Here is a 23807-nt window from a genome sequence, read left to right as displayed (position 1 = left end):
GGAGCGAAGAGGGGTACGTCACCGGGCCTCCCAGGCGGGCAGGGTCATGTCGTCGTCATCGCGGAGCGAAGAGGGGTACGTCACCGGGCCTCCCACGCGGGCAGGGTCAGGTCGTCATCGACTCGCAAAAACACTGCCTGTACGGGCATCCCGATCTCGACGGTCTCGGGATCCACGTCGATCAGCTCGCCCAGTACGCGCACGCCCTCGTCGAGCTCCACGAGCGCGACCACGAAGGGCAGTCGCTTGCCGGGGACCTTGGGGTGGTGGTGCACCACGAAACTGAAGACGGTGCCGGTGCCGGGGGAGACGATGTGGTCGGGGACGAGCGACAGGTCGCCGCCCGGGTCCATGGGCCCGGGTGGGTGCCGCAGCGTCTCGCCCCAGCGTTGGATCCGCAGCTCGCCGATCGTGGCGCCCTCCCAGTAGAACGCCGTGTCGCGCGAGATCACGGGCCGTAGCACGCCGCCCGCGTAGCCGGAGGCGTCCACGATGCGTCCGCTGGGCCCCGCGGTGGGCACGGCGGTCTCCGCCGGGGCGGCGTCGGCGGCCGGCGGCCGGAACTTGAGGATCCGGAAGACCATCTCGGCGACCACCTCGTCGCCCACCCGCCACAGCGTGCGGGTGGTGAAGAACCAGCCCTCGCCGAGCCCGGTCTTCTTGGGGCCCACCACGTCCTCGAGGCGCGACGACGCGGTGATCTCCTCGCCGGGGCGCACGTGCCGGTGGTAGGTCTGGTCGGAGTTGGTGGCGACGACCGAGGTGAAGCCGAGCTCGTCCAGCGCTTCCGTCATCAGGCCCAGTGGGTCGTCGGCGGCGCGCTCGCCGTGCAGCCCGCGCATGGACCACACCTGCGCCATCGCGGGCGGCGCCACGGGCCCGCCGAACACCGACTGCTCCGCGAACGCGGGGTCCGAGTACAGCGGGTTGGCGTCGCCGATGGCCTCGGTCCAGTTGTTGATCATCGGCTGGTTCACCGGGTCCCGGCCGGCTCGTGGTGCGGATTCGCCGAGGGCGCGGATCCGTTCCGCCGCGGCGAGCACGGCGGCGGTGGTCTCGTCCGTGCCGCCAGTCGCGGGACTCGCCGCGCTCATCGGGGCACCCGCGGCAGCTGCAGGCCCATGAGGGCGATGAGTTCGCGCTGGATCTCGTTGACGCCGCCGCCGAAGGTCAGTACCAGGTGCCGCTTGGCCTGGACGTCGAGCCAGTGCAGCAGCTCCGCGGTCGCGGGATCGGACGGGTCGCCGTGCGTCCCGACCGTCTCCTCCAGCAGCGCCGTGAGGCCCTGGATCCGGTCGGAGCCGAACACCTTGGTGGCGGAGGCGTCCGCCACGTCGACGGGGCCGCCCGCCTCGGCGGCCGCGACCTGCCAGTTCAGCAACTCGTTGATGAGCTCCGCCGCGCGGACCCGCGCCAGCGCACCCGACACGTCGGGGTCGCCCAGCAGTTCCTTCTCGTGGGCCCAGGCGTCCACCCGGTCGTACAGCGAGCCGATCCTGCCGGACGGGCCGAGCATGACCCGCTCGTGGTTGAGCTGGGTGGTGATCAGCTTCCACCCTTCGTTCTCGACGCCGACCAGCATGTCCGCGGGCACCCGCACGTCGTTGTAGTACGTGGCGTTCACGTGATGCGCGCCGTCCGCCGTGATGATCGGCGTCCAGCTGTAGCCGGGATCCTTCGTGTCCAGAATGAGGATCGAGATGCCCTTGTGCTTCGGGGCATCCGGGTCGGTGCGGACCGCGATCCACACGTAGTCGGCGTCGTGGCCGCCGGTCGTGAAGATCTTCTGGCCGTTCACCACGTAGTGGTCTCCGTCGCGGACGGCGGTGGTGCGGATCGACGCGAGGTCCGTGCCCGCCTCGGGCTCGGTGTAGCCGATGGCGAAATGCACTTCGCCCGAGAGGATCTTGGGAAGGAACCGCGCCTTCTGCTCCTCGGTGCCGAACGCCTGGAGCGTCGGCCCGACGGTCTGCAGTGTCACCGACGGTAGTTGCACGTCGGCGCGCGAGGCCTCGTTGACGAACAGGTACTGCTCGATCGGCCCGAAGCCCTTGCCGCCGAACTCCGTCGGCCAGCCCACGCCCAGGCGATCATCGCGGCCCATGCGCCGCACCACGTCCCGGAACACCTCGCCGTGCCGCTGCACGAGCATCTCGGTGCGTTCCTCGGGGGTCATCAGTGCGGAGAAGTAGTCGCGCAGTTCCGCCTGCAGCGCCCGTTGCGCGGTGGTCAGCGCGAGGAACCGCCCGGACTCGTCGGCGCCGGTGGCGTCGTCGCGGTGCGCCGCGGCGAGGGCGCGCACCGTCTGCGGGCCGCCGCCCACGAACCGGGTGAGGTCCTTGATGGTCGAGTAGAACCGGTGCAGCGGGTACGTGGCATCGACCCCGATGCCGCCGTGCAGGTGGTGGCAGGTCCGCACGGCCGACGGTGCCTCCGTCGCCAGCCAGTGCGCCGCGAGCGCCGTGGCTTCGTCGGCGGGGGACCCGGTGCCCGTGCGCCACGCGGCGGAGACGGCTGCGAGGTGCAGCGTGCGGGAGGCGATGTACACGTCCGCGATCTGCTGCGCCACGGCCTGGAAGGCGCCCAGCGGGCGCCCGAACTGCTCACGCTTGCGCAGATGGTCGACGGTGAGCGAGAGGGCTCCGGCGAGCGCACCGTCGGCGACGGCGGCCGCACCCGTCAGGCCGCACTCCCGCACCGCCTGTGCGACGGTGCCGTCCGTGGAGGCGCCCAGTACCGCCTCGGCGGGGACCTCCACGCCCGCGAGGTCGACGGTGCCCTCAGGCGCACCCGTCGAGGTGGGGCTCGGGACGACGGAGACACCGGGCGCGGACGCGGGCACCAGGAAGACCGCGGCACCGTCGTCGGTGGCCGCGCTCACGAGCAGCTGCGCGGCGTGCTGCGCGTAGCCGACGGCGACCTTGCGTCCGGTCAGCGCCCACCCGCTCGCGGTGCGGACGGCGCGCGTCGCGGGGGTGACCGGCATGGCGGCGCCCGCCTCGCCCAGGGCGCCCACGATGAGCTCGTCGCCGGTCAGGGCCGCGGGCAGCAGGGCCGCACGCTGCTCGGGGGTGCCGTGCGCCGCGACGGGCAGGATGCCGAGTGCGAGCCCGGCGAGCAGGGGCGCGCCGATCGCGAGCCGCCCGCCCTCGGTGAGTACGGCCGCCACCTCCTCGGCGCCGAGGCCTGCGCCGCCGAGGTCCTCGGGCGCGGGAAGGCCGAGCAGGTCCGCCTTGGCGAGGTCGGCCCAGATGGCGCGCCAGGCGTCCTCGGTGTGGGCGGCGGCGCCGTCGGCACGGCGCGCGGCGGCGTGGCCGAGCACGTCGGCGGCAAGGCCGGCGACGGCCACCTGGTTCTCGTCCGGACGGAAGTCCACGCGCACTCCTGATCTCGATACCGCGTACAAACGGTGAAACGTGTTCTATTTTTAGCAAGTGGGGCGAACGCCCGCAAGCGGATCGACGAAAGGGTGACCATGCGATTCACGTACGCCGAGGCGATGACGGACCCGTCGTACTACGTGCCGCTCGCACAGGCGGCCGAGGAGGTCGGCTATCACAGCATGTGCGTGGCCGACAGCATCGCGTATCCCGAGGTCTCGGACTCGACGTACCCGTACACGCCCGATGGAAGCCGGGAGTTCCTCGACGGCAAGGAGTTCATCGAGACCTTCGTGCTGGCCTCGGCACTCGCGGCGTCCACGAAGACCCTCCGCTTCACGCCCTTCGTGCTCAAGCTGCCGATCCGCCCACCGGTGCTGGTCGCCAAGCAGGCCGCCTCGCTGGCGGCGATGAGTGGGAACCGGTTCTCTCTCGGCGTCGGGATCAGCCCGTGGCCCGAGGACTTCGAGATCATGGGTGTCCCGTTCGAGCGCCGGGGTAAGCGGATGGACGAGTGCATCGAGATCATCAAGGGGCTCTCGACCGGCGAGTACTTCGAGTACCACGGCGAGTTCTTCGACATCCCGTCGATCAAGATCGCCCCCGTTCCGACGGAGCCGCTGCCGATCCTGGTGGGCGGCCATGCGGACGCCGCCCTGCGCCGCGCGGTGCGCCTGTGCGACGGCTGGATGCACGCGGGCGGCGACGGCGAGGAGCTCGACCGCATGCTCGCCCGGATCGACGAGTTGCGCGCCGAGCACGACAAGAAGGAGTTCGAGATCCACGTGATCTCCCTGGACGCGTACACCGTGGACGGCATCAAGCGCCTTGAGGACAAGGGCGTCACCGATGTCATCGTCGGCTTCCGCCTGCCCTACCAGCTCGGACCCGACACCGAGCCGCTGCAGCCCAAGATCGACCACCTGCGCCGCTACGCCGACTCCGTCATCAGTAAGTTCGCCTGAAGTTCAAGGAGATCCCGATGAAAGACGATCACCCCGCCGTCCTCGCGGGACGCGCCTCCCAGGCGGCGGCCAGCGGCCACCGCAAGGAGGAGTGGCTCGACCTGTTCGCCGCCGACGGTGTCGTCGAGGATCCGGTGGGCCCCTCCGGGTTCGACCCCGAGGGCGAGGGGCATCACGGCCGAGAGGAGATCGCAGCCTTCTACGACAAGACGATCGGCGTCGCCGAGTCCCTGGAGTTCCTCTTCGGCGACGGCTTCGCCTGCGGGAACGAGGTCGCCTTCACGGGCCTCATCCGCACCGTCATCGGCGGGCACGTCATCGACGCGGAAGGCGTCTTCACGTACAAGGTCGACGATGCCGGGAAGATCGTTGCGCTCCGCGCCTTCTGGGAGGTCGACCGAGCCATGGCCACCGCCCGCCCTCTAGGCCTGTGATCCGTCCCCGTCTGTGAATCCACGCTTCTACGCCCACACGAGGCCGGATCCGGCACGAACCGATCGGTGGACTGCGGTCCGGTACGGCCGTGGGGACGGGTGGCCGACGGTGCCGAGCTCGTCGCGGCGTGGCCGACCCTCGGGGTATGCAAGAAGCGCATACCCACGCGGCTGAAAAGGGTTATTGAACTGCGCATATCCAGGTATGCGTTGCGCGTATGGCTCTTCGAACTACAACGCATCCCATGCGGTAGGTGCGCGTCCATCAGACCCGGCTCCGGGGCATCGCGCGATCAGCGGGCCGTGAACACCGCATCCGCGAGCACCGGCGCGGACCGCTCCACCGACTCCGCGGTCACCAGGTGCCGAACGCCGTCGCGCCAGATCCGTACGCGCAGGGTCTCGCCCGGCAGCATGATCCCGGCGAACTTCGCCGACCACGAGCCCACCGCGGAGGCGTCGCCGTCGAGCACGGCATCGGTCACCGCCTTGGCGACGATCCCGTAGGTGCACAGCCCGTGCAGGATCGGCGCGTCGAAGCCCGCGCGCTTCGCGAACGCCGGGTCCGAGTGCAGCGGGTTCCGATCGCCGCACAGGCGGTACAGCAGCGCCTGCTGCGGCAGCGTCGGGACGTCCACCGTCACATCGGCCTCGCGGTCCGGCAGCTCGAGCTTCTCCGACGGTCCGCGTTCCCCGCCGAAACCGCCCTCGCCGCGGGCGAAGATCGAGGATCGCGCCGTCCACAAGGGCTCGCCGGCGGCGTCGACCACCTCGGTCTCCTGCCAGATGACCGCAGCCTTGCCCTTGTCGTGCACATCGCTGATCCGGGTGCGCGCGACCGCACTGCCGGACACCGGCAGCGGGCGGTGTGCCGTCACGGACTGGCTGCCGTGCACCACCTTCGCGAGGTCGATCTCCACGCCGGGGAAGGACACCTTCGGTGCCTCGGTGGCGTGGAAGTTCTGGGCCACGGTCGCGAAGGTGGGGAGCACGACGGTGCCCTGCTCGGTCGCGTAGCGCAGCTCGCGCGGCGAGAGCGGGTCCGCGCCCGCGCCCAGGGCGAGCTGGTAGAGCAGCACATCCGAGGTGCTCCAGGAGAACTCGGCGGTGCCGAGCTCGGCGCCGATGGCGACCGACGGGTCGATGGGCATGGGTCTCCCTTGGTGCAGTGGGTCCGGCAATGGGTCTATTCGTAGGTGATGTGCACGGCCGCGCTGCGGCGCATCGACTGGCACGCGAGGATGAGGCCGTCGTCGAGGTCCTCCTGATCGAGCACCTCGTTGTGCGCGAGCTCGACCTCGCCGTCGACGAGGCGGCACGCGCACGCGCTGCACGCGCCCTCGCGGCACGAGTACGGAGCCTCGATGCCGGCGGCCAGCATCACATCCAGCAGCTTCTTCTCCGCGGGCCAGGCGAGCTCGGTCGTCTTCCCGTCCAGTTCGACGGTGACGGTGCCCCCGTCGTCGGCGGGTGCGGGGGCGTCCGCGACCGGCAGATCCTCCGCCTCGGCGATCGCGGCCCTCTCCTCCGCCTCCTCCCGCGCGGCCTCGACCTCGAAGGGGTTGCGGGGCAGGGAACGGAACTTCTCGATGTGCACCTCGCGGCGCCCCTTGCCGAGCCCCGTCATCGCCTCGGACACGGCGTCCATGAACGGGCCGGGCCCGCACACGAACACCTCGCGGTCCACGTACGGCGCCGCGAGCGTCGCCAGGTTCGCCGCGCTCGGCAGACCCTGCACGGACTCCAGCCAGTGGATCACCGCGAGCCGATCCGGATACGTCCGGGTCAGCTCGGCCAGCGCCGAGGCGAAGATCACCGACTGCGCATCGCGATTGGCGTAGATCAGCGTCACCGAGCCGCTACCGGTCTCGAGCACCGTGCGCAGGATCGACAGGATCGGCGTGACGCCGCTGCCGCCGGCGAACAGCAGCATGTCGACGTCGACGGACTTCGGCGTGAAGATGCCCGCGGGCACCAGCACGTCGATCTCCATGCCGGGGGTGGCGTTGTCGCACAGCCAGTTCGAGGCGTAGCCGTCGGCGGTGCGTTTGACGGCCACGCGCAGCGGACCGTCGTCGTGCGGCGCGCTGCACAGCGAGTAGCACCGCGCCACGGAGCCGGTCCGCTCGCTCGGGACGCGCAGCGTGAGGAACTGGCCGGGTTTGTAGGTGAAGCTCGACGCCAGCTCGGCCGGCACCTCGAACTCGATGGAGTGCGCGTCGTGCGTCTCCGCGACCACCTTGGCGACCAGCAGTCGGTGGATGCTCACTTCTTCGTCACTCTCCTAGTCGGTGTCCGACGACATGTCGTTCGTCGGGACGGGCACCTCGCCCAGTTTGGCGGCGCGCGTGATGGATTCCATCAGTCGCGGGCACGTGGCCCGCAGCGCGGAGCCGGAACCGTCGGCGGCGAAGACCGCGCACTCCCGCGCGGAACCGTACCACTGGATCGAGGTCTGCTCGCGGCTGTTCTTCTTGACCTGCACCGCGACCCCGCAGGTGCCGCAGTTCAGCGGGGTGAAACCGTCCGTGAGGAAGCCCTCGCGGTCGGCCACCGTCGCCGGCCTGGTCACCGGCTCGCCGAACATCGTCACCGTCGGGGACATGCGGATCAGGCCCCCGCGCCGGAAGCGTCGGCGGCCGCGGCCTTCTCGGACTCCTGCCGCGCGATGTTCTGCGCGACCTCGGCCTCCCAGGCCTCGACGGCGTGGGAGGTGTCGATCTCGAACTCGAACCGCTGCGTCATGTCCTCGGAGACCTCGGCGGCATCGACGTAGAACTGCTCGTACCAGCGGCGCAGTTGGTAGACGGGGCCGTCCTCCTCGCAGAGGAGAGGATTGTCGATGCGGGTCTTGTTCTTCCAGATCTCGACGTCCTGCAGGAAGCCCAGGCCCACGTTCTTGGCGAACTTGCCGGCCAGGTAATCGGACTTCTCGTCGTCGAAACCGGGGAGCTTCTTGACCTTCACGCCGTACATCAGCTTGAACGAGTTCTGATCGATCGGGTAGTGGCAGTTGATCAGGATGTTCTCGATCAGGAAGCCCTTGTAGTCGTTGTGCAGGTAGTTGATCATGTACGACGGCCCGAAGTAGTGGGCCTCGGACTTGAGCAGAACGTCGTCGCCGCCGGAGAGGCCGATGTCGCTGACATCGTTGCGCCCCTTGGTGTCCAGGTACTGCGAGGCGATGTGCCCGTCGAAGACGTTCTTGAAGTACGTGGGCAGGCCGTAGTGGATGTAGAAGAAGTGCGGCATGTCGACCACGTTGTCGACGATCTCGCGGCAGTTGCTGTTCTCGATGACGATCTCGTTCCACACCCAGTTCGACCACTCGGGCCCGTCGACGTCACCGTCGATCTTCGGGATGGTGAGCTCCGCTGGGGGCTTGGAGTTCTCGACGTCGTGCCAGACGAACAACTGGTCGTTCTCGACCATCGTGGGCCACGTCCGCGTGCGGGCGCGCAGCGGTACGCGCTTGGCGTACGGGATGCCCTTGCACTTGCCGTCGCCGCCCCAACGCCAGTCGTGGAACGGGCAGGCGATCTCGTTGCCCTTGACGGTGCCCTGCGTCAGGTCGCCGCCCATGTGCCGGCAGTAGCCGTCGAGCACGTTGACGGCGCCGTCCTCGCCGGCGAACACCACGAGCTTGGTACCGAAAGCCTCGATGGCGTGCGGCTTCCCGTCGGTGAAGTCCTTCAGCAGGCCGATGCAGTGCCAGCCGCGGGCGTACCGCGTGGGCGCGGTACCGCTGTCGATGAGGCGGGCCGCCGCCTCGGTGGTGCTGCTCATGAGATCTCCTCCTCCGCGCGGGCGGGGGCTGCCGCCGCGGGCGTCGATGATTCCTGACGGGCCATGTCCTCGACCGCGAGGTACGCGAACACCATCGCGGGACCGATGGTGGCGCCGGGACCGGCGTAGGTGTGGCCCATGACGGGCGAGCTGGTGTTGCCGGCGGCGTACAGCCCGTCGATGACGGTGCCGTCCTCCCTCTGGACCCGGCCCGCGACATCGGTGCGCAGGCCGCCCTTGGTGCCGAGATCGCCGGGAACCATACGCGCAGCGTAGAACGGCCCCGTGGCCAATTCCGCCAGACTGGGATTCGGCTTGTTGCGCGGATCGCCGTAGTAGTGGTCGTACGCGCTCTCGCCCCGATGGAAGTCCTCGTCGCGCCCGGCCCGGGCGAAACCGTTGAACCGCTCGACGGTGCCGGTCAGCGCCTCGGCCGGCACGCCCATCTTCTCGGCCAGCTCGGCGAGGCTGCTCGCCCGCACCATGCAGCCGGACTCGAACCAGCGCTTGGGCAGCGGCTGGCGGGGGCTCTGTCCCGCGAACAGGTACCGGTTGCGGTAGCGCTGGTCGAAGACGAGCCACGCGGGCACGTTCTCGCCCGGGCCGTCGCCCTGCCCGTACTCGCCGCCGTACATGGCGTGCACGGCCTCGACGTACGGTGCGGACTCGTTGACGAACCGCTCGCCGGCGGTGTTGACCATGAGGCTGCCGGGCAGCGACCGCTCGGAGAGCGCGAACCAGGCCATCTTCGGCAGTTGGATCGACGGTCCCCACCAGGCGTCGTCCATGAACTCGAGAGCGCCGCCCACGGCCTGGCCGGCGCGGATCGCATCGCCCGTGTTGGCGGGCACGCCGTTGGTCCACTCGGTGCCGATCGGTTGGCGCTGATACTGCGCGCGCATCTCCTTGCTGCTCTCGAAGCCGCCGGCGGCGAGGATCACGCCGCGGCGCGCCGTCAGGACGACGGGCCGGCCCTCGTGCTCGACGGTGACCCCGGTGACGCGGTCGCCTTCCTGCTGGATCGAGACCAGCGGGGTGTTCAGCCAGAGCGGCACGTTCGCGCGCTGCAGACCCACGCGCAGCGCGGCGACCAAAGCCTGGCCGCGGCCCAGGAGGTGCTTGCCCCGCGCCTTCGCGGTGTAGAAGCGCGCGCCGACGCGCAGCGCGCGGGCCACGCCCTTGGGGTGACGCATGATCAGGTTGAGCCACTTGAAGTCGGCCTGGGTGACCACGAGGTTCATCGGGGCCTTGGTGTAGTCCGGCTCCAGGTTCTTCAGCTCGTCGCCCAGCTGCTTGCCGTCGAAGGGCTTCGGCTCGCACGAGCGCCCGTGCGCGCGGCCGCCCGGCGCCTCGGGGTAGTAGTCGGAGTAGCCGGGCACCCAGGTGAGCTCCAGCGGGCTCATCCGGTGCATCATCTCGATCACCTCGGGGCCGCGGTCGATGTAGGTGTCGATCCGCTCGGCCGGAACCACGTCGCCGATGATGGCGTGCAGGTACTTGCGCGCCTCGTCCGGGGAGTCCTTGATCCCGGCCTTCATCAGCGCCTCGTTACCGGGGATCCAGACGCCGCCGCCGGAGCGCGCGGTCGATCCGCCGTAGTGCTCGGCCTTCTCCACGACCAGGACGCTGAGCCCGGTGTCCGCGGCCTTGAGCGCGGCGGCCATGCCCGCCGCGCCGCTGCCCACCACGATCACGTCGTACTCGGTGGCTTCCGCCGTCATCGACTCTCCTCATTGCTGAAACAAGTTCTCTAGCCTCACCTGCGCCGATGGGCAGCAGGTACGCGCTATGACTGCAGCATAGACTAGAACACGTTCCAGTATCTAGGGATGACGTCGATCGGCGAGCTCACCTCGAGGCGCGGGCTCTGCTCGCCTTTCTGCTTCGGCGATGGTCGAGGCGGTCCGGAGCGCGGTCAGCAGGGGATGGTGATCTTCTCGTAGGTCCCGGTGCTGGGCCGGAAGACCCAGCGCGAACCGGGTGTGCACGGCGCGGGCCGCGTGGTCGTCGGCGTCACGCGCGGGGGCGCGGTGGCGGCCGGTGTGGTGGTCCGGGGCGTCGGGGCGAGTGTGGTGACGGGGGTCGACGGGGCCGCCGCGGACGGCGTGCTCGGCATGCTCGGCGCGGTCGGGGTCGACGGTGCGCTCGGACTCGGGGAGGCGGGACCGGAGGGGATGGCCGACGGAGCGCCCGATGTCCCGGACGGCGCGACCACCGGGCGCGGCGCCGGCGAGGGGCCGCTGCACATGCTCACTGTCACCGCGATCGCCGCGACGCAGAGGGCCGCCGCGGCGGCGATGGCGAGGACTCGGCCGGCGAAACCGCCGAGCCGCCGAGTTCCGGAATCGACTCGATGCGTCATGATCCACGCCCTCCTCGTCGGGGTGCGGACGCGGCAGAGATCGTCGCAGTCATACCGACATACTCCCAGTGTGCGACGCGCGCCCCGGTAGGTGGTAGCGAACACGAGTGACGATGTGGCACTGGATGTCCGGTGACTGAACTTCTCTTCGGTATGCCGTATCAGTGCGGATTGCGCGATCGCGACGACTCGATGGTGGAGACCCTGCTGAGTCGGTGCAGTCGCAAATCAACGCCTACCCGGATGCCGCGGAGACTCCCGCCCGGCGACCGAAGAAGCTCCCGTCGCCGAGGCTCGTGCCGCTCGCGTACCCGCCGGCGCAGACGCCCGAGGTGCACCGACCCGCGGCGAACAGGCCGGGGATCGGCGCACCGTCGACGTGCAGCACCCGCGAATCGACGTCCGTGCGCAACCCGCCCAGGGTGAAGCCCGCGGTGAATCCGCGCATGTCCCACGCGGCGACCGGGCCGGACAGTGGGCGCAGCCACTGCGCCTTCTTGTGCAGTACGGGATCGGCGCCGTCAGCGGCGTGCCGGTTGTAGGCGTCGACGGTGGCCGTCAGCGTCCCGGCGGGCAGGCCCATGTCGGACTCGAGCTCCGCGACGGTCTCCGCCGCCCAGGTGGGCGGCTGCCGGAAGTACGGGGTCGAGGTCTCGGTGCCGAGCGCTTCCTCGTGCGCGTCCATGTCCATGACGAGGTACGCGGCGTTGTCCTGCTGGATCAGGACGGCCTGGCCGATGCGGCCGCCGTAGGTGTCCTCGGCGATGAAGCGCTGGCCCCGGCCGTTGACCAGGATGCCGCGGGCCATCATCTGCGGGTCGCCGAAGAACGCGACCTCGGTGGCGTCCATGTGGGCGAGCGCGGCGCCGGCGGCCTGTGCCATGAGGATCCCGGCGCCGTCGTGCTCCTCGATGGCGGCGGCCGGACGGCCGATCAGGCGCGGGGCGTAGGCCTCGATCATCTCCGCGTTGTAGGCGAAACTGCCGGTCGCGAGGACGACGCCCCGTCGGGCCCGCACGCGCACGTCCGTGCCGAACCGGCGCGCGACGAGCCCCTCGACCGTGCCGTCCGCCGCGGTCACCAGGCGCTGCGCGCGAATGTCGTACTCGGCGCGTACTCCGAGCGTCTCGGCGGTCTCGACCAGGGGCTTCATCAGCATGTAGCCGGCGCCGCGCACGCCGGTCCGCTTGTCGGTCATCTGCGGGATGTGCCCGCGCGGCGCGGGCGTCGCGATCTCACGGAAGGGCGACGCGTTCTCGCCGCCGGAGTAGCCCAGTCCCTCGTCGTGCGGCACCTCCCACCCCGGCTCGCCCCAGAACTCCTCCTTGAACACCACGCCGCAGCCCGTGAGCCAGTCGTAGTGCTCGAGGCTGCCGTGGGCGTAGGCGTGGATCTTCCCACCGTCGACGCCCGGACCCAGCGCGGCGGTCATGAAGGTCTCCATGTTCTCCGCGCTGTCCTCGAAGCCCAGGGCCCGCTGCAGCGGCGTGCCGCCGCCGAGATAGATCCACCCGCCGGACAGCGCCGCGGCCCCGCCCCACCCGCCGGCGCGGTCCAGGATCAGGACCTCCGCACCGGCTCGCGCGGCCTCGATCGCCGCGGAGACTCCCGCGATGCCGTGGCCCGCGATCACCACGTCGGCTTCCAGGTCCCATGTATCGATGTCGGCGAACGCGACGGGGCGGCGGCTTTCGGGCATGGCTCTCCTCGGTCGGTGTCGGAACCGGTTGCATCAGGAACATAGGTGGATCGGAACCTTTGATGTAGCGTTTCGCGTCAGAAAATGAGAACGTGTTCTAGTATTGGTCTCCAGCGGCGGGCGTGGGTGCTCGCCAGGTGGCCCTGACGAAGGCGAGGAAAGATGAGCGATCAGAGCGTCGACGCGGTTCTGGCGGAAGTGGCGGAGCTGCTGCCCACCCTCCGGGACCGGGCGCAGGAGACCGAGGACGCCCGCCGGATCCCGGCCGAGTCCATCAAGGCGCTGCAGAAGAGCGGCTTCTTCCGTCTGTTGCAGCCGAAGCGTTACGGCGGCTTCGAGGCCGACCCGGCGGACTTCTACACCGCGGTCAAGATGCTGGCGAGCGCGTGCGGATCCACCGGCTGGGTCTCCTCGATCCTCGGCATCCATCCGTGGAACGTCGCGCTGTTCGACGACCGGGCCCAGCAGGAGGTCTGGGGCGAGGACCAGGACACCCTGATCTCGTCGTCGTACGCGCCGATGGGCCGCTCGGAGATCGTCGAGGGCGGCTACCGGCTCTCCGGCAAGTGGAGCTTCTCCTCCGGTTGCGACCACGGCACCTGGGCGCTGCTGGGCGGTCCCGCGTTCCAGGACGGCAAGCCGGTCGACTTCCTGACCTACCTCGTGCCGATCAGTGACTACACGATCAACGACGTGTGGCGCACCGTCGGCCTGCGGGGCACCGGCAGCAACGACATCGTGGTCGAGGACGTCTTCGTCCCCGCGCGCCGCGCGCTGAGCTTCAAGGACGTCAGCAAGTGCAAGGGCCCGGGCCAGGAGGTCAACGACAGCCCGCTCTACAAGATGCCCTTCGGCTCGGTGCACCCCTCCACGATCACGGCTCCGATCATCGGCATGGCGCAGGGCGCTTACGACGCGCACGTCGAGCACCAGCGCAAGCGCGTGCGCGCCGCCTATGCCGGCGAGACCGCGAAGGAGGACCCGTTCGCCATGGTCCGCGTCGCCGAGGCCGGTAGCGAGATCGATGCGGCCTGGCTCCAGCTGATCTCCAACATCAACGAGGAGTACGCCCTCGTCAAGGCGGGCGAGAAGATCCCGTTCAACCTGCGGCTCAAGGTGCGTCGCGATCAGGTGCGCGGCACCGAGCGCGCGATCTTCGCCGTGGACCGGATGTTCGAGAACTCCGGCGGCCGCGCGCTGGCCGAGGGCACGCCGATCCAGCGGTTCTGGCGCGACGCCCACGCGGGCCGTGTGCACGCCGCGAACGATCCCGAGCGCGCCTACAAGATGTTCGGCACCGGCGAGTTCGGCCTTCCCGTCATGGACGGGATGGTCTAGAGGTGGCGGACACCGAGATCGACGTCCTCAAGGAGGGGAAGTTCGCCACCACGGCGGCCGGACTCACCCTGCACTACCACGAGGTCGGCGAGGAGAACCGGGCGAACGGCACCGTCGTCCTGCTGCACGGCAGCGGCCCCGGCGTCTCCTCGTGGAGCAACTTCGGGCGCAACATTCCGGTGCTGGCGCAGCGCTTCCACGTGCTCGCGGTCGATCAGCCGGGCTTCGGCCGGTCCGACAAGCCGACCGAACACCCGCAGTACTTCGTGCACAGCGCCACGGCCCTGGCCGGCCTGCTCGACACGCTCGGGGTCACCGGACGCGTTCACCTGGTGGGCAATTCTCTCGGCGGCGGCACCTCGGTGCGGTTCGCGCTCGACTTCCCGGACCGCGCGGGCCGCCTCGTGCTCATGGGGCCGGGCGGGCTCAGCGTGAACACCTTCGCGCCCGACCCCACCGAGGGACTGCGCACCCTGCAGAAGTTCTACGCCGCGCCGAGCAAGGAGCGACTCGAGGACTTCCTGCGGATCATGGTCTTCGACCAGAAGATGATCACGCCCGAACTCGTCGAGGAACGCTTCGAGCTCGCGCTCGACCCCGAGGCGATCGCCGCGTTCACGGCGATGGGGAAGTCCTTCGCCTCCGCGGATTACGAGAAGGGCATGCTCTGGCGCGACGCGTACAAGTTGCGTCAGCCCGTGCTGATGATCTGGGGCCGGGAGGACCGGGTCAACCCGCTCGATGGTGCCCTGCTCGCCCTCAAGCAGATCCCGCGCGCACAACTGCACGTCTTCGGGCAGTGCGGGCACTGGGCGCAGCTCGAGAAGTTCGACGAGTTCAACCGGCTCACGGCCGATTTCCTGGCCGGCTGACAAAGGCATTCGGGGAGAAGAACGAATATGGCGATCAAGGCGCTCGGGTACATGCGCATCGAGGCCACCGACATGGCGGCCTGGCGCGAGTACGGGCTCAAGGTACTCGGGATGATGGAGGGTGCTCCACCGGCCGGTGCGGGCGACACCTCACAGAATCTCTACCTGCGCATGGATGACTTCGCGGCTCGGCTGGTGATCGTGCCGGGCGAGAAGGACCGCCTGCTCGTCTCCGGGTGGGAGGTCACCGACGCGACCGGCCTGCAGGAGCTGCGCGACACGCTCACGGCAGCCGGTGTCTCCTTCGAGGAGGGGACCAAGGAGGAGAAGCTCGAGCGTCGCGTCGAGGGACTCATCCGGTTCCGGGATCCGGCGGGGAACACGCTCGAGGCCTTCCACGGGGCGCAGTACCTGGGTCGGCGGTTCGTGAGCCCCTACGGGCATCGGTTCGTCACCGGCGAGCAGGGGCTCGGGCACGTCGTGCTCACCTGTTCCGATGACGCTGCGGCGCAGGACTTCTACCAGGGCGTGCTCGGCTTCAAGCTGCGCGACTCGATGCGCCTGCCCCCGCAGATGGTGGGTCGTCCGGCTGACGGTGACCCCGCCTGGCTGCGGTTCTACGGCTGCAATCCGCGTCATCACGCGCTCGCCTTCCTGCCGCTGCCCAACCCGACGGGCATCGTCCACCTCATGGTCGAGGTGGAGAACTCCGACGACGTCGGGCTCGCCCTCGATCGCGCGAACCGCAAGAAGGTCAAGATGTCCGCCACTCTGGGGCGGCACATCAACGACAAGATGCTGTCCTTCTACATGAAGACACCGGGCGGCTTCGACATCGAGTTCGGCTGCGAGGGACTCGAGGTCGAGAACGACGACTGGATCGCCCGCGAGTCCACCGCGGTCAGCCTCTGGGGACACGACTTCACCATCGGCTTCAAGGAGCAGTGATGACCGCACCCGCGGCGATCGAGCCGCTCGACTACCGGACGGCCATGGGGCACTTCTGCACCGGCGTCACGGTGATCACCGCGGCCGACGACGAGGGCCCCGTCGGATTCGCCTGCCAGTCCTTCTCGGCGCTCTCGCTCGACCCCCCTCTGGTCCTGTTCTGTCCCATGAAGACGTCGGGCGCGTGGCGCACCATCGAGCGCTCCGGCCGGTTCGCGGTGAACGTGCTCGGCGAGGGCCAGCAGGACGTCAGCTCCGTGTTCGGATCGCGGCATCCGGACAAGTTCGGGGCGGTCGATTGGAAGCCCTCCCGCACGGGCTCTCCGCTACTCGACGGTGCGCTCAGCTGGATCGACTGCGCGGTGGAGACGGTGCACGACGGCGGCGACCACCACATCGTGATCGGTCGCGTGCTCGAGCTCAGTGCGCCCAACGCCGGTCGGCCGCTGCTGTTCTACCGCGGCCGCTACACCCAGACGGTGACCGATCCCGGCCAGGCCATTCCCCGTGCCCTGTCGCTCGATTCGTTCCTCACCTGGCCCGTCGGCGACGACTGGATGTAGCTCAGGTCTTCAGCCCGTGTTCGTGGGCCTGGCTCAGTGCCAGCGCACACGGGTCCGCGGGCGCGCCCGCCTTGCTCGACATCACGGTGCATTCCGGCGCTTTCGGGTCGCGGAACCCCGCGGTGTCGGAGCGCCCGACCTCGGCCACGGCGCGGAGCCGACCGTCCGCGCGGGTGGAGAAGGTCACCGCCCATCCGCCGCCGGAGGCGTAGGTTCCGACCAGGCCGGAGCCGGCGTCCCAGAACTGGTTGCCGTAGAGGTCGCCGATCGGGGTGAAAGCGCCGCCGGAGCTGTGCCACACCGACCAGGTCGAGTTCTGACCGTGCGCGCCGGAGCCCGTCGTCGACACCAGAATGTCAGGTGCGGCGTCCGCGGTGAGGCGGCGCAGGAGTAGCGCCCCCGATCCGACGTAGCCGTCGACGGGGACGGTGATCGTCTGGACCGTGGCCCCCGCGCGCTGCACCGTCACGACGGCCCGCTTGTCGCGCAGCTGTTTCGTCACGCGGTATCCGTCCGCCTCGGCGAAGCAGTCCGGCCCGCCGGCGCCCGGATACGGATCGGGACACCGTTCGCGCACCGTGCTCACCGGGACCGCCGCGGACGACGGTGCCGCGGACGGGGCAGTCGTCGGCGCGGATGAGGACTCGATCGCCGACGTGGCCGTCGCCTGCTGGCTCCCCGGGTGCCGTCGTGCACCCCGCGGTGCCGAGCACGATCGCGGACGCGATCAGCGCAGTGCATCGTGAAACTGAAGGCGATCTACACTCCATGCAAGACGAGGTACTCCCACCATCAGCCTGCGGGCAGCGCCGCAGTGAAGTAGCCGATCGTGCCGGAGAGGAGTTCCGCGTCCGCGGGAACGGTGTCCCGCACGCCGTAGCTGCGGCCCAGTTCCACCGGGTTCCCCGCGCGAGTCACGGTCCAGCCCTGCGCGGCGAGGTACTCGGCGGGATCGGCGCGGTCCTCATCGGTGACGAACAACGCGGTCACATCGAAGTCGCCCAGGGGATTCCCCTTCTGCGAGTACCTGTCGGTGATGGCGCGGAACCGGCCGAGGTCGAGCGATCCGATCTGACCCTCGACGGCGACCCGGCTACCCGGTGCGGAGAGTTCCACGATCCGCTCGAAGAGCAGCGCCTGCGCCGCGGCGGGCAGGTAGGGGAGCAGGCCCTCGACCAGCCAGGCGGTCGGTGCGGCACCGTCGAACCCGGCGGACCGCAGGGCGGCCGGCCAATCGTCGCGCAGGTCGACGGGGACGTGCCGCAGCCCGGCGGCCGGGCTCGCCCCGTGCGCGGCGAGAGTCTCCTCCTTGAACGCCAGCACCTTGGGCTGGTCGAGCTCGTAGACGACGGTGCCCGCCGGCAGGTCGAGGCGGTACGCGCGGGCGTCGAGCCCGGCGGCGAGGATGACGACCTGCCGGACGCCGGCGGCGACGGCGTCCCGGACGAAGTCGTCGAAGAACCGGGTACGCACGCCGAGGTGGCGGGTTGCCGCCATCGGATTGCCCGCGCCGTCCCCGGCGTCGGCCAGCGCGACGGCGCGCTGGTCGCCCGCCGCCTCGAGGAAGACCCGGGCGTACGGGTCCTGAGCGAGGGCGTCGGGGCGCTCGGTCTCCACGGCCCGGGCAGCGGCCACCAGCAGCGCGGTGAAGCCCACGCTGGTTGTGATCGTCCAGGTGTCGCCGTCCGTACGCGTGCTGCTCGCCATCGGTGTTTCCTTTCGCAAGTAGTTCGCCTACGAAAGTACATCGTGTCGCGAGGCGCGGCAAGAACATGTTTCAGGTGTGCGTCAGAGCCCGCCGAGCCAGGTGGTGGGTCGGGTCGCCGAACAGCTGCGACGACGAGTGGGCCCGCTTGAAGTACAGGTGCGCGTCGTGTTCCCAGGTGATGCCGATGCCGCCGTGCAACTGGATCATCTCGGCGGCGACGGTACACAGCGCCTCCGAGCAGTACGCTTTCGCCGTCGCGACGGCGAGCGACGCGTCTGCGTCGCCGCGGTCGAGGGCGTCGCCCGCGGCGCCGGCCGCCGACTGCGCGGACTCCACGAGCACGTACATGTCCGCCATCCGGTGCTTGAGCGCCTGGAAGGAGCCGATGGGTCGGCCGAACTGTACGCGGGAGCCCGCGTACTCGACGGTGAGCTCGAGAGCCCGGGCCGCGGCCCCCGCCTGTTCGGCGGCGAGCACGGCGCACGTGACGTCGAGCGCGTGCGAGAGGACGGCCTCCGAGCCGCCCGGCAGTAGCCGTCCGGCGAGCCCGTCGACGGTGACCTCCGCGAACCGTCGGGTGGGATCCATCGAGGGCGTGTGCCGACGGTGCGCCGACGCCCCGTCGATGAGGTACAGCTCGTCGCCCGCGACCACGAGAAGGTCGTCCGCGAGGTCACCGTCGAGGACGTATTGCGCGGTGCCGGAGAGTGTTCCGGCGGCGGCGGTGATCGGCCTGTCGGCGAACGACGAGCCCGCGAACGCCACCGTCGCCGTGCGTGCGCCGGAGGCCAGGGCGGTGAGGAGCTCCGCGTCGTCGGTCTGCGCGAGCAACGCGGTCGCGAGGACCGCGGAGCCGAGGAAGGGCGACGGGATCAGCTGGCGCCCCAGCTCCTCCGCCACCACCTGCAGCGCGCGGACCCCGGCGCCCACGCCGTCGTTCTCTTCGGGGACGGCGAGCGCGGCCACGCCGACCTGCTCGCACAGCACCGACCACAGGTCGCGGTCGTAGCCCTCGGGGGAGTCGATCGCGGCCCGCAGCGCTGCCGCCGACCACCGCCGGTCGACGACGCTGCGGACGGCGTCGGCGAGGTCGTTCAGCTCGTCGGTCATCGTGCCGCCTTCCGGACCGCGTCGAGCACGACCGCGCGGTGCTCGGCCTGGGTTCCCCACGCGGACTGGAGCGCTCGGACCTTCGTGATCCACAGGCCCAGATCGTGTTCGGCGGTGTAGCCGATCGCGCCGTGCACCTGCAGCGCGGTGCGCGCGGCCAGATATGCGGCATCGGCCGCCGCGACTCGCGCCGCGGACACGTCGCGCACCGGGTCCAGATCGACACCGCGCGAGGCGGCCCCGGACAGGGCGACCGCAGCTCCGTGCAGGAGCGGCGCTGCGAGTTCGAGGCGCGTCGCCACATCGGCGAGAAGGTGCTTGATCGCCTGGTACTCACCGATCGCCTTGCCGTACTGCGACCGTGCCTTCGCGTACTCGACGGTGTCGTCCAGCAGGCGCCGCCCGGCGCCGAGCAGCTGCGCCGCCACCGCGAAGGCCCCCGCCACCTCTCCCGATTGAACACCGTTATGGAGAATCCGACCTGCAGGTTCTCCCTCCGTAACGGTGTTCAATTGCGGGTGGAACAGGCGGCGCGTCCGGTCGATGGAGCCCAGAGGCTCGGTCGACGGTGCCGGAACCTCGGTCATCGAGCCGTCGACGCCCGCGACGAACCGCAGGTCCGCGACATCGGCGTCGAGGAGGAACGGGGTGCGGGGCGCGAGGGCGACGGTGCCGATCGCGCCCTCCGCCAGCGCGGCGAGGTGTGGGGAGTCGGCGCCGAGCAGCACGGGCAGCACGGCGATCGACTCGACGACGGGCCCGGGAACACCGTGGTACCCCAGGCGCTGGAAGGCGACCGCGAGATCCGCGGGGTCGCCGCCGACACCGCCGTGCTCCTCGGGCACGGCGAGCGCGGGCACGCCGAGGCGGGCGAGAGCCCCCCAGATCCGGTGTCCGGGTCCGGCGTCGCCGGCCGCCCACGCGCGCGCGGCAGCGACGACGTCGGCACTCGAGAGGAGGTCGTCGAGCGAGCTCGCGAAGTCCTGGTTCTCCTGCGACGGTACGAATCTCATCGGGCTCCCCGGGGTAGGCCGAGGAGGCGCTCGGCGATGGTGTTGCGCTGGATCTGGTCGGTGCCGCCGTAGATGGGGCCGGCGAGCGAGAACAGATAGCCGGCCGGCCATCGCCCGTCATCCGGGGCATCCGCGCCGGTGAGCTCGCCGAGCGGCCCGAGCAGGTCGAGCGCGGTCTCGTGCAGCGCCACGTCGAGGTGGCTCCAGAACAGCTTGTTCACGCTGGACTCCGGGCCCAGCTCGCCGCCGTCCTCCAGGCGGGTCACGGTGCCGAAGGTGTACAGCTGGTAGGCGCGGGCGCCGATCCACGCATCGGCGACGCGCTGTGCGTCCGCGCTCGTGGTGTCGCCGTCCTCGCGTTCCCACAGGTCGACGAGGGCGTCCGCGGCGGAGAGGAACCGGCCGGGACTGCGCAATGAGAGGCCGCGCTCGTTGTTCGCAGTCGTCATCGCCACGCGCCAGCCCTGACCCGGCTCGCCGATCACGTCGGCGTCGGGCACGAAGACCTCATCGAGGAAGATCTCGGCGAAGCCCGGCTCACCGTCGAGCTGGGGGATGGGGCGCACCGTCACGCCCGGCGCCCTCAGATCGAACGTGAGATAGGTCAGGCCCCGGTGCCGCTCTGAGCCGGGTTCGCTGCGGAACAGGCCGAAGGCGCCGTCGGCGAAGGCGGCGCGCGAGCTCCAGGTCTTCTGGCCGGACAGCTTCCAGCCGCCGTCCACGCGCGTGGCAGTCGATCGGAGTGAGGCGATGTCGCTGCCCGCCTCGGGCTCGGACCACGCCTGCGCCCAGACCCGTTCGGAGCGGGCCATCGCGGGCAGGATCCGCGCGCGTTGCTCGTCGGTGCCGTGGCTGAACAGCGTGGGGGCCAGCATGAAGAGGCCGTTCTGGTTCACCCGCAGCGGAGCGCCCGCGGCGTAGTACTCCTCCTCGAAGACCACCCACTGGAGCAGCGTCGCGTCGCGGCCGCCGAACTCGGCGGGCCAGGACACTGCGGCCAGACCGGCGTCGGCGAGCGTCGCCTCCCACGCGCGGTGCGCGGCGAAGCCCTCAGCGGTGTCGAAGGACGGGAGCGGCTCGGCCGGCACGTTCGCCGCGAGCCAGGCGCGCACCTCGTCGCGGAACGCGAGGGTGGCGTCGTCGAAGTCCAGGTCCACTACTCGGCCTTCCGTGCGCCCGACGCCATCGACTTGGCACTCTGCCCGCCCAGCGAATCCCCGCCGGACATCTCGGCGTTGTGCGCGTGTGCGAAGTGGTGCAGGCCGAAGACCGAGTCCATACCCGCGCGCATTCCCATGAGGTCCTCGCACTGGTTGACGGCCTTCTTGGTCAGCGCCAGACCGAAACTCGGCATGTCCGAGATCCGCTCGGCGAGCGCGAGGGTCTCCTCCTCGAGCTCGCTGCGGGGTACGACGCGGTTGACCATGCCCCACTCCTTGGCCTGCTGCGCCGAGAACCGGTCCCCGGTGAACAGGAACTCCTTCGCCGCGCGCGGGCCCATCACCCACGGATGGGCGAAGTACTCGACGCCGGGGATGCCCATGCGCACCACGGGATCCGAGAAGAAGGCGTCGTCGGAGGCCACGATCAGGTCGCAGCTCCACGCCAGCATCAGCGCGCCGGCGATGCACGCACCCTGCACCGAGGCGATCACGGGCTTGGGGATCTCCCGCCACCGCCGGCACATACCGAGGTACACCTCGGACTCGCGCGCGAAGCGCTGATCGCCGCCCTCGCGGCCCACGTGGTCCCACCACAGCACGGCCTTGTTCTCGAAGTGCTGGTCCACATCCCGGCCCGGCGTGCCGATGTCGTGGCCGGCGGAGAAGTGCTTGCCGTTGCCGGCCAGCACGATCACCTTCACGGCCGGGTCCTCCACCGCGCGGACGAAGGCAGCGTCCAGGGCGTAGGTCATGGCCGAGTTCTGCGCATTGCGGTACTCGGGCCGGTTCATCGTGACCACGGCGACGGGGCCGCGCACCTCGTAGGTCACCACCTCCGGTTCCGCGGTCGCGCCGTCGTCCGACGTGGTCTGGGGTACGGAATCGGTCATCGCTTCTCTCCTGCTGCAGGGTCGGGCTCGCCGCGCAGGACGCGCTTGAGCACCTTTCCGGTCGCGTTGCGCGGCAGTTCGCTCACGAACTCCACGCTCCGGGGGACTTTGAAGCCCGCCAGGAATTCCCGGCAGTGCTCGATCACGGCTTCCTCGGTGAGCTCGCGCCCCGCGGTGAGCACGACGAAGGCCTTGCCGACCTCGCCGAGGCGCGGCTCCGGCACGCCGACCACCGCGCTCTCCGAGACGCCGGGGATCCGCGCGATCACCTGCTCGATCTCCGCCGGGTAGACGTTGAAGCCGCCGTTGGTGAACATGTCCTTGATGCGGTCGGTGATCCGCAGGTTCCCGGCCTCGTCCATCGACCCGGCGTCACCGGTGTGGAACCAGCCGTCTGCGCCGAAGGCCTTGGCAGTCGCCGCGGGATCCTCGAAGTACTCGGCGATCACGTTCGGCCCGCGGACCAGGATCTCCCCGTCGTCCGCGACCCGGACCTCCATGTCGCGCACGGCGCGCCCGGAGGTCGTGGCGATCACCTCGGGCGCGTCGTCCTCCCGGCACATGGTGACGACGGGGGCCTCCGAGAGCCCGTACGCGGTGAGCACCCGGTCGTACCGCAGCTCGTCGCGCATCCGCTCGATGAGCACGACGGGGATCGTGGCCGCGCCGGTGGTGGCGGCGCGCAGGCTGGAGAGGTCGTAGTCCGCGCGGGCGGGGTGGTCGAGCATCATCTGGTGCACGGTGGGCACGCCGGGCAGGATCGAGATCCGTTCCCGCTGGATGAGTTCGAAGGTCCGGACCACGTCGAAGGTCTGCGCCGGGTAGATCGCGGCGCCGTGCTGGAGGGCCGCGAGAATCCCGGCCTTGTACCCGAAGATGTGGAAGAACGGGCTCGCGATCAGGTACCGGTCGGCGTCGGTGACGCCCACCAGCTCGGCCCAGTTCGCCGCGTTGGCGAGCGTCTGCGCGTGCGTGCTCACCGCGCCCTTGCTCCGTCCGGAGGTCCCGGACGTGAAGAAGATGTCCGACGGTGCGTCGGGGGCGACCGCGGCGGCGGCACCGTCGAGCTCCGCGTCCGTGACGTGCGCGCCCCGCGCGGGCACCTCGTTCCAGTCCGGGAGCCGGAACACCGCGACGATGTCGCCGGGGAGGCCGCCGGCCGTGTCGACCACGAGGTCGAGCCGGTCGACGCCGAGGAACGGGCCCGCGACGACGAAGGCGCGTGAGCGGGTGCGGACCAGCAGGTCCACGATCTCGGGCCCGGTGTACCGGGTGTTGACGGGAACGAGCACGGCGCCGATGTAGGCGGCGCCGAGCGCGGCCTCGATCCACTCGTGCCCGTTGGGCGCACAGATCGCGATCCGATCGCCCTTCTCGATCCCCTCCGCGAGGAGCGCCCGCGCGACGTCGCGAACGCGCTCGTGCAGCTCGCCGTAACTGATCCGCAGGTCGCCGTCGACCACGGCGGTGCGATCCGCGTACTGCTCCGCGGCGCCGCGCAGAGCCCCTGCGATGGTGCGTGACATGCGCAAACCCTTCTGCCTAGCAAGTGCTTGGTAGAACACGTTACAGTGCG

The 23807-nt window shown here is 70.3% G+C and carries 23 protein-coding genes; 7 read left to right on the top strand and 16 right to left on the bottom strand.

Annotation, left to right across the window (positions count from 1 at the left end):
* Positions 1-80: 80 nt before the first annotated feature.
* Complete coding sequence (locus AXK60_RS11740; RefSeq protein ID WP_068571298.1) at positions 81-1094, bottom strand: bifunctional MaoC family dehydratase N-terminal/OB-fold nucleic acid binding domain-containing protein; 1014 nt, start codon at positions 1092-1094, stop codon at positions 81-83.
* Positions 1091-3376 carry an acyl-CoA dehydrogenase family protein gene (locus AXK60_RS11735; protein WP_068571515.1) on the bottom strand — a complete coding sequence of 762 codons (2286 nt, stop codon included), beginning with the start codon at positions 3374-3376 and terminating at the stop codon, positions 1091-1093. The genes AXK60_RS11740 and AXK60_RS11735 overlap by 4 nt, the downstream gene beginning before the upstream one ends.
* 99 nt (positions 3377-3475) lie before the next feature.
* On the opposite strand from AXK60_RS11735, the gene AXK60_RS11730 reads away from it, so the two are divergent.
* Complete coding sequence (locus AXK60_RS11730) at positions 3476-4345, top strand: TIGR03619 family F420-dependent LLM class oxidoreductase (RefSeq protein ID WP_068571514.1); 870 nt, start codon at positions 3476-3478, stop codon at positions 4343-4345.
* A 17-nt stretch (positions 4346-4362) separates the two neighbouring features.
* On the top strand, positions 4363-4779 hold the full coding sequence (locus AXK60_RS11725; protein ID WP_068571297.1) for a nuclear transport factor 2 family protein: 417 nt from the start codon (positions 4363-4365) through the stop codon (positions 4777-4779).
* 293 nt (positions 4780-5072) lie between these two features.
* On the opposite strand, the gene AXK60_RS11720 is transcribed toward AXK60_RS11725, so the two are convergent.
* The 7 genes from AXK60_RS11720 to AXK60_RS11690 form a co-directional block, all read right to left on the bottom strand.
* Positions 5073-5930, bottom strand: coding sequence for a MaoC/PaaZ C-terminal domain-containing protein (locus AXK60_RS11720; RefSeq protein ID WP_068571296.1), 858 nt, complete (start codon positions 5928-5930; stop codon positions 5073-5075).
* 35 nt (positions 5931-5965) lie between these two features.
* The gene (locus AXK60_RS11715; protein ID WP_068571295.1) at positions 5966-7048 is read right to left on the bottom strand and encodes a ferredoxin--NADP reductase; all 1083 of its coding nucleotides are present in this window, start codon (positions 7046-7048) and stop codon (positions 5966-5968) included.
* Positions 7049-7063: 15 nt separating this feature from the next.
* Positions 7064-7384: a hypothetical protein gene (locus AXK60_RS11710; RefSeq protein WP_197466781.1), complete on the bottom strand. Its 321-nt coding sequence runs from the start codon at positions 7382-7384 to the stop codon at positions 7064-7066.
* 5 nt (positions 7385-7389) lie between these two features.
* Positions 7390-8565, bottom strand: a complete 1176-nt coding sequence (locus tag AXK60_RS11705; protein ID WP_068571294.1) for a 3-ketosteroid-9-alpha-monooxygenase, oxygenase component — start codon at positions 8563-8565, stop codon at positions 7390-7392.
* The gene (gene kstD / locus AXK60_RS11700) at positions 8562-10286 is read right to left on the bottom strand and encodes a 3-oxosteroid 1-dehydrogenase (RefSeq protein WP_068571293.1); all 1725 of its coding nucleotides are present in this window, start codon (positions 10284-10286) and stop codon (positions 8562-8564) included. Before kstD ends, AXK60_RS11705 begins: the two co-directional genes overlap by 4 nt.
* 194 nt (positions 10287-10480) lie before the next feature.
* Positions 10481-10927 carry a hypothetical protein gene (locus AXK60_RS26420; protein ID WP_139057899.1) on the bottom strand — a complete coding sequence of 149 codons (447 nt, stop codon included), beginning with the start codon at positions 10925-10927 and terminating at the stop codon, positions 10481-10483.
* A 235-nt stretch (positions 10928-11162) separates the two neighbouring features.
* Positions 11163-12626, bottom strand: a complete 1464-nt coding sequence (locus tag AXK60_RS11690) for an FAD-dependent oxidoreductase (RefSeq protein WP_068571291.1) — start codon at positions 12624-12626, stop codon at positions 11163-11165.
* Positions 12627-12788: 162 nt separating this feature from the next.
* On the opposite strand from AXK60_RS11690, the gene hsaA reads away from it, so the two are divergent.
* Genes hsaA through hsaB form a run of 4 tightly spaced genes read left to right on the top strand, consistent with a single transcriptional unit; the run spans position 12789 to position 16347 of the window.
* Positions 12789-13964: a 3-hydroxy-9,10-secoandrosta-1,3,5(10)-triene-9,17-dione monooxygenase oxygenase subunit gene (gene hsaA / locus AXK60_RS11685; RefSeq protein ID WP_068571290.1), complete on the top strand. Its 1176-nt coding sequence runs from the start codon at positions 12789-12791 to the stop codon at positions 13962-13964.
* Between the two features lie 2 nt (positions 13965-13966).
* A complete protein-coding gene (gene hsaD, locus AXK60_RS11680; protein ID WP_068571289.1) occupies positions 13967-14836 on the top strand; it encodes a 4,5:9,10-diseco-3-hydroxy-5,9,17-trioxoandrosta-1(10),2-diene-4-oate hydrolase in 870 nt (289 codons plus the stop codon).
* Positions 14837-14863: 27 nt separating this feature from the next.
* Entirely contained in the window at positions 14864-15784 is a 921-nt protein-coding gene (hsaC, locus tag AXK60_RS11675; protein WP_068571288.1) for an iron-dependent extradiol dioxygenase HsaC, read from the top strand.
* Positions 15784-16347, top strand: coding sequence for a 3-hydroxy-9,10-secoandrosta-1,3,5(10)-triene-9,17-dione monooxygenase reductase subunit (gene hsaB / locus AXK60_RS11670; RefSeq protein ID WP_068571287.1), 564 nt, complete (start codon positions 15784-15786; stop codon positions 16345-16347). Before hsaC ends, hsaB begins: the two co-directional genes overlap by 1 nt.
* A gap of 1 nt (position 16348) precedes the next feature.
* Here hsaB and AXK60_RS11665 read toward each other — a convergent pair whose 3' ends face one another.
* Positions 16349-16849 (bottom strand): hypothetical protein, encoded by a 501-nt coding sequence (locus AXK60_RS11665; protein ID WP_139057898.1) that lies wholly within the window; start codon positions 16847-16849, stop codon positions 16349-16351.
* Between the two features lie 76 nt (positions 16850-16925).
* On the opposite strand from AXK60_RS11665, the gene AXK60_RS26960 reads away from it, so the two are divergent.
* Complete coding sequence (locus tag AXK60_RS26960) at positions 16926-17093, top strand: hypothetical protein (RefSeq protein WP_156485620.1); 168 nt, start codon at positions 16926-16928, stop codon at positions 17091-17093.
* A 46-nt stretch (positions 17094-17139) separates the two neighbouring features.
* Here the strand turns inward: AXK60_RS26960 and AXK60_RS11660 are convergent, their stop codons facing one another.
* From AXK60_RS11660 to AXK60_RS11635, 6 genes are all read right to left on the bottom strand, one after another.
* Entirely contained in the window at positions 17140-18054 is a 915-nt protein-coding gene (locus AXK60_RS11660) for an SAM-dependent methyltransferase (protein WP_068571285.1), read from the bottom strand.
* Positions 18055-18124: 70 nt separating this feature from the next.
* On the bottom strand, positions 18125-19165 hold the full coding sequence (locus tag AXK60_RS11655) for an acyl-CoA dehydrogenase family protein (protein WP_068571284.1): 1041 nt from the start codon (positions 19163-19165) through the stop codon (positions 18125-18127).
* Positions 19162-20178, bottom strand: a complete 1017-nt coding sequence (locus AXK60_RS11650; RefSeq protein ID WP_068571283.1) for an acyl-CoA dehydrogenase family protein — start codon at positions 20176-20178, stop codon at positions 19162-19164. Before AXK60_RS11650 ends, AXK60_RS11655 begins: the two co-directional genes overlap by 4 nt.
* Positions 20175-21335: an acyl-CoA dehydrogenase family protein gene (locus AXK60_RS11645; RefSeq protein WP_068571282.1), complete on the bottom strand. Its 1161-nt coding sequence runs from the start codon at positions 21333-21335 to the stop codon at positions 20175-20177. The genes AXK60_RS11650 and AXK60_RS11645 overlap by 4 nt, the downstream gene beginning before the upstream one ends.
* The gene (locus tag AXK60_RS11640; RefSeq protein WP_068571281.1) at positions 21335-22231 is read right to left on the bottom strand and encodes an enoyl-CoA hydratase; all 897 of its coding nucleotides are present in this window, start codon (positions 22229-22231) and stop codon (positions 21335-21337) included. The genes AXK60_RS11645 and AXK60_RS11640 overlap by 1 nt, the downstream gene beginning before the upstream one ends.
* Complete coding sequence (locus AXK60_RS11635) at positions 22228-23757, bottom strand: FadD3 family acyl-CoA ligase (protein WP_068571280.1); 1530 nt, start codon at positions 23755-23757, stop codon at positions 22228-22230. Before AXK60_RS11635 ends, AXK60_RS11640 begins: the two co-directional genes overlap by 4 nt.
* Positions 23758-23807: the final 50 nt, after the last annotated feature.

This window comes from Tsukamurella pseudospumae (assembly GCF_001575195.1).
GTDB classification, from domain to species: domain Bacteria; phylum Actinomycetota; class Actinomycetes; order Mycobacteriales; family Mycobacteriaceae; genus Tsukamurella; species Tsukamurella pseudospumae.
This window is presented reverse-complemented; position numbering and strand designations above follow the sequence as displayed.

Coding starts and splice junctions, on each gene's coding strand:
- AXK60_RS11710 (WP_197466781.1), bottom strand. CDS start 7,384: ATGTCCCCGACGGTGACGATGTTCGGCGAGCCGGTGACCAGGCCGGCG.
- AXK60_RS26420 (WP_139057899.1), bottom strand. CDS start 10,927: ATGACGCATCGAGTCGATTCCGGAACTCGGCGGCTCGGCGGTTTCGCC.
- AXK60_RS11660 (WP_068571285.1), bottom strand. CDS start 18,054: ATGGCGAGCAGCACGCGTACGGACGGCGACACCTGGACGATCACAACC.
- AXK60_RS11635 (WP_068571280.1), bottom strand. CDS start 23,757: ATGTCACGCACCATCGCAGGGGCTCTGCGCGGCGCCGCGGAGCAGTAC.
- AXK60_RS11655 (WP_068571284.1), bottom strand. CDS start 19,165: ATGACCGACGAGCTGAACGACCTCGCCGACGCCGTCCGCAGCGTCGTC.
- AXK60_RS11640 (WP_068571281.1), bottom strand. CDS start 22,231: ATGACCGATTCCGTACCCCAGACCACGTCGGACGACGGCGCGACCGCG.
- AXK60_RS11725 (WP_068571297.1), top strand. CDS start 4,363: ATGAAAGACGATCACCCCGCCGTCCTCGCGGGACGCGCCTCCCAGGCG.
- AXK60_RS11730 (WP_068571514.1), top strand. CDS start 3,476: ATGCGATTCACGTACGCCGAGGCGATGACGGACCCGTCGTACTACGTG.
- AXK60_RS11740 (WP_068571298.1), bottom strand. CDS start 1,094: ATGAGCGCGGCGAGTCCCGCGACTGGCGGCACGGACGAGACCACCGCC.
- AXK60_RS11650 (WP_068571283.1), bottom strand. CDS start 20,178: ATGAGATTCGTACCGTCGCAGGAGAACCAGGACTTCGCGAGCTCGCTC.
- AXK60_RS11705 (WP_068571294.1), bottom strand. CDS start 8,565: ATGAGCAGCACCACCGAGGCGGCGGCCCGCCTCATCGACAGCGGTACC.
- AXK60_RS11720 (WP_068571296.1), bottom strand. CDS start 5,930: ATGCCCATCGACCCGTCGGTCGCCATCGGCGCCGAGCTCGGCACCGCC.
- kstD (WP_068571293.1), bottom strand. CDS start 10,286: ATGACGGCGGAAGCCACCGAGTACGACGTGATCGTGGTGGGCAGCGGC.
- hsaB (WP_068571287.1), top strand. CDS start 15,784: ATGACCGCACCCGCGGCGATCGAGCCGCTCGACTACCGGACGGCCATG.
- hsaA (WP_068571290.1), top strand. CDS start 12,789: ATGAGCGATCAGAGCGTCGACGCGGTTCTGGCGGAAGTGGCGGAGCTG.
- AXK60_RS11690 (WP_068571291.1), bottom strand. CDS start 12,626: ATGCCCGAAAGCCGCCGCCCCGTCGCGTTCGCCGACATCGATACATGG.
- hsaC (WP_068571288.1), top strand. CDS start 14,864: ATGGCGATCAAGGCGCTCGGGTACATGCGCATCGAGGCCACCGACATG.